The sequence below is a fragment of the Brevundimonas sp. RM1 genome, assembly GCF_052907225.1.
The window spans coordinates 1-4,221 of sequence record NZ_JBRERY010000050.1 but is presented as its reverse complement, the minus strand read 5'-3'; the positions used below and the strand labels follow the sequence as shown (position 1 = coordinate 4,221).

Here is a 4,221-nt window from a genome sequence, read left to right as displayed (position 1 = left end):
GGCCTATGTGGACTCGATCGGGGATCCGGCCTGCGACCTACGCTCCAACATCGCGGCGGAGTCGCGGGCCAAGATCGTCTATGAGCGGCTGATCAACGTCACCGACGACCCAGGGATCAAGGACGCCCTGACGTTTCTGATGACGCGTGAGGTCGCCCATCAGAAGTCGTTTGAGAAGGCGCTTTACGCCATCCCCGCCAACTTCCCGCCGGGCAAGCTGCCGGGCCATCCGGACTTCGCCGACAAATACTACAACATGTCCCAGGGCGAGGGCGATGCATCCGGACCGTGGAACACGGGCGAGCAGTGGGACACCGTCGACGAGCGCGAAGCTCAAATGGCTGTCGACGGCGGGGACGGCCGCGCCGAGGTGGCGCTTTCGGTCGACGAAGAAAAGGCGGTGGAGACCTTCGCCGCCCGCACGCGTTCCGAACCCGAATTCGATCCGCTGACCGGCGCGGACCTCGGGGCCGGCCCAGGGGCCGGGCGAACTCGGCCTATCCCCGCCGTCCCGCCTGGCTAGGCGCTGGGGTTTCACATCAAAAGGGGAGGCGGGGGTTTGCGGACGGACGATACGAAACATCGTCGCATCCGCGGAGCGGCCGGCGCGTCAGGCGTCGGCCGTATCCATATCCGCCTCAAGAGTGTTGTCGGCCTTCGTTCCGAGAGGAGAAAACATGGACCATGAGATCGTCATTGTCGGCGGCGGCGCAGGCGGCCTGGAGCTCGCCGCACGGCTGGGGCGCGCGTTGGGCCGCAAGGAAGGTCCGCGACGCGTGCTGCTGATCGACCGGACCATCTTTCACCTGTGGAAACCCTCCCTGCACGAGGTCGCGGCCGGCTCGCTGGATTCGCATCAGGAAGGCCTGGCCTATCCGCTGCTGGCCCGACGCAATCACTTCAGTTTCGCCTTCGGAGACCTGGAGGGACTGGACGTTGCTGAAAAGAGCCTAAGCTTGGCCGAAGTGCGGGACGACGACGGCCGGGTTCTGATTCCGGCGCGCAGCTTGGCCTATGACCGCCTGGTGCTGGCAACGGGCAGCGGCTCCAATCTGTTCAATACGCCCGGGGCCGCCGAGCACGCCCACCTGCTGGAGGACGTGGCGGACGCCGAAGCCTTCAACCGACGCCTGACCGCCGCCTTCCTGGCCTCGGCCTATGCGCCCGGCCAAAGGCTGGACATCGCCATCGTCGGGGCGGGCGCTACGGGGGTCGAACTGTCGACCGAGTTGATCGAAGGCCACCGAGCCCTGTCGGCCGGTCTGGGGGCGCATCAGAAGTTCGATCTGGGGGTGACGGTGGTCGAGGCGGGGCCGCGCATTCTCGGCGGTCTGCCCGAAACCGTGGCCGCCAAGGCGGCGCGCGAGCTGCAGCGCCGGGGCGTGACCCTGGCCGTGAACGCCAAGGTCGAACAGGTTGCGGCGGACGGGCTGCAGACCAGCCGGGGCTGGATTCGATCGGATCTGACCGTATGGGCGGCGGGCGTCCTGGCGTCGCCCCGCAATCGCAACTTCGGACTGGAGACCGGCCGTCTCAACCAGTTTGTAACGGACGATCGTCTCAGGACGTCCGTCCCGGACGTCTACGCCATGGGAGATTGCGCCCAGGCCCCGCGCGCCGACGGCTTCGTCCCGGCCCGGGCGCAGGCGGCGGCCCAGCAGGCGAGGTACCTGACTCGCGCCCTGCTCAAGGCGGGCGATCCGGGCCCCTATGTCTATCGCGACCGCGGCTCCCTGGTGTCGCTGGGCAGCGAAGGCGGCGTGGGATCGCTGATGGGCGGTCTGGTGGGGCCGAACTTCCTGATCGAGGGCTGGCTGGCGCGTCAGGCCTATATGGGTCTGCATCTTGACCACTATCGCGCGGTGATCGGCCTGCGGCGCACGGCGCTTCTGGCCCTGTCCCGCCTGCTGATGCGCCGCGTGTCCGGGCGGCTCAAACTGCACTGACGGCTTTTAAGGATAGTTCAGGTGCGCGCAGCTTTGCTAGGGCGACGGGGTGGATCATGCACATCCGTATCCCTCCCGGCGACGGAGAGGATTGTGGTGGCTATAACGTCCGAAGGCGCCGCTCAGGCGCACTTTGGGGGGCTGCGCCCGAAGGGGGAGCAGACCCCTTCTTGAAGGTGTCGCCGATCTCTCGCGCGTCAGGACCGTCCGGCCCCGCCCGCCGGCGGGATTCGCGTCCGACGCGCCGCACGGCTTCATCCGGCGTGTCGGCGTCGGGCTTGCCGCCGGGGATGGCGGCGTTTCGCTCCCGACCCTCGGATTGCTTCTGTTTTCCCATCGGACTCTCCCGTCATGGCTTTGCACTGAGGAGAGGACGGCGCCTGAAATTGTTCCCGTCGGCGACGGGGCGACCGCCTTCTGTCGGGTGGCGGTCAATGGCAGGCGAAGGATGAACCCGGCGAAGGCGGGCGGGTTGGAGGGGAGCCCTTCGGGGCGATCAATGAAAATGAGGGAGTGAACAATGGCTGAGAACCAGCAACAGGGTCAGCAACAGCAAGGCTCGTCGTCGTCGAAGCGCGGCTTCGCCGCCATGGACGAGGACAAACAGCGCGAGATCGCCAGCAAGGGCGGGTCCAGCGTCGATCCGGAAGATCGCAGCTTCTCGAAGGACCATGAGCTGGCCGCCGAAGCGGGTCGGAAGGGCGGACAGGCTTCGCAGGGAGGCGACGGAGCGTCGGCCACGCGCCAGGGCGATGACAGCGGCGGCTCGGCGGGCGGCGGCAATTTCGCCGACGATCCCGAACGCGCTTCGGAGGCCGGACGAAAGGGCGGGGAACGCTGATTCCTTTTCGTTCGGGTGAGAAGGAGGCCGCGACGGCGGCCTCCTTTTTCATATTTGGAGGAACCGTCGCGCAGGCAAGGGTTTACAATTGATCAGAACGCAATCGTTCGTTGCTGCTGGCCAAGTCCAGCAGCTCTCACTGGATCAAAACATGACCGGGTTTCACGCCGATGTCGGAAGCGGGCGTGCGCCTCCGCGCACCAGGACGAGACTGGAGGACCATCCCGTCTACGCCGTGCTGCCACAGAAGGTTCAGGTCGGGCTGACGGAGTCGGCGCGCCGTCTTTCATTGGAAGCGGGCGAGGCGCCGCCAAGCAACGCGCTCTATTTCGTCCTGAATGGCGCCTTGGGCTTCTTTCCATCCGATCAGCGGATCTGTGTGGGCGTCGTTCCACCGGGCAGCGTTCTCGGATGGGAAGGCGCTATCGGCGTGACCATTGAGGCTCATAACACGCGAGCCATTCTGCCGACCGTGGGCTATATCGCGCCGCTGAATTCCGTTCGAACCCTGTTGAAGAGCACTTGGATTCACCAGTTTCTCGCCGCCTATGCCGCATCGCGGGCGCGCGCGCTTGGGGTCGAGGCCGCCTGCAACGCCCGGCATACGGCCCTCCAGCGCCTGGCGAAATGGATCGCGCGCCTCCATGCCGCCGACGGTGAGGAGAGAGGGATCTCCATCACCCAAGGCGAGTTGGCGGATATGCTCGGCCTGCAGCGCACCAGCGTCAACGCGGCGTGCCGCCACCTGCAGGACCGGGGAGCTCTCCGGATTCGTCGGGCGCGGTTGGTCGTCCTTGACCAGGAGGAGCTTTCGCAGGCGGCCTGCGATTGCGACGCTGCACTGGCGGACGGCGCTGCGGAACAGCGCTTCCGCAATCGGTTGAACTGAGGCGCCGCAACCATGCGGGAGCCGAAACCGAACGGCGGCGTTGCATGGGCATGACTACGATGCAGGACGCCGCCCGAGGGGAAGACAGCGCCTATATCCGCGATCTGGGCCGAGCCTTCGGCGGCGCGCTGCTGTTCAGCCTGCCCTTGTTGATGACGATGGAGATGTGGGCTCTCGGATTTGCTGCGGAACCGGAGCGGCGTCTCGTCTTTCTCCTGGCGGCGCTGCCGGTGCTGTTCGGGTTGGCGCATTATGCCGGGTTTTCGGCCCGCCGGGGCCTAGTCAACAATGCGCTGGACACCCTGGTCGCCCTGGCCGTGGGCTTCGTCACCGCCGCTGGGCTTCTGCTGGTCTTCAACGTGCTGGATCTGAGTTCGCCGGCGTCCGCTGTGGGGCAGATGTCCCTTCAGGCGGTGCCCGCCGCGCTGGGCGCCCTGGCGGCGCGACGCCAGCTGTCGGGCGATCCGGACGAGGGCGATGAGGATGAGGCCTCCTATCCGGGCGAGCTGTTCCTGATGTTGGCCGGCGCCCTCTACTTCGCCATG

At 66.7% G+C, this 4,221-nt stretch carries 5 protein-coding genes; all 5 read left to right on the top strand.

The genetic code is table 11. From position 1 onward, the window contains the following. A partial coding sequence (locus ACU5AP_RS16005) for a manganese catalase family protein (protein WP_446681528.1) occupies positions 1–523 on the top strand: 523 nt, incomplete at its 5' end. Between the two features lie 154 nt (positions 524–677). Then, the gene (locus ACU5AP_RS16000) at positions 678–1,946 is read left to right on the top strand and encodes an NAD(P)/FAD-dependent oxidoreductase (RefSeq protein ID WP_446681527.1); all 1,269 of its coding nucleotides are present in this window, start codon (positions 678–680) and stop codon (positions 1,944–1,946) included. A 520-nt stretch (positions 1,947–2,466) separates the two neighbouring features. Continuing rightward, positions 2,467–2,787, top strand: a complete 321-nt coding sequence (locus tag ACU5AP_RS15995; RefSeq protein WP_376745208.1) for a general stress protein — start codon at positions 2,467–2,469, stop codon at positions 2,785–2,787. Positions 2,788–2,938: 151 nt separating this feature from the next. Then, positions 2,939–3,676 carry a Crp/Fnr family transcriptional regulator gene (locus tag ACU5AP_RS15990; protein WP_312120189.1) on the top strand — a complete coding sequence of 246 codons (738 nt, stop codon included), beginning with the start codon at positions 2,939–2,941 and terminating at the stop codon, positions 3,674–3,676. A gap of 44 nt (positions 3,677–3,720) precedes the next feature. Beyond that, positions 3,721–4,221: DUF2391 family protein (locus ACU5AP_RS15985; RefSeq protein ID WP_446681526.1), on the top strand; the 501-nt coding region annotated here is incomplete at its 3' end.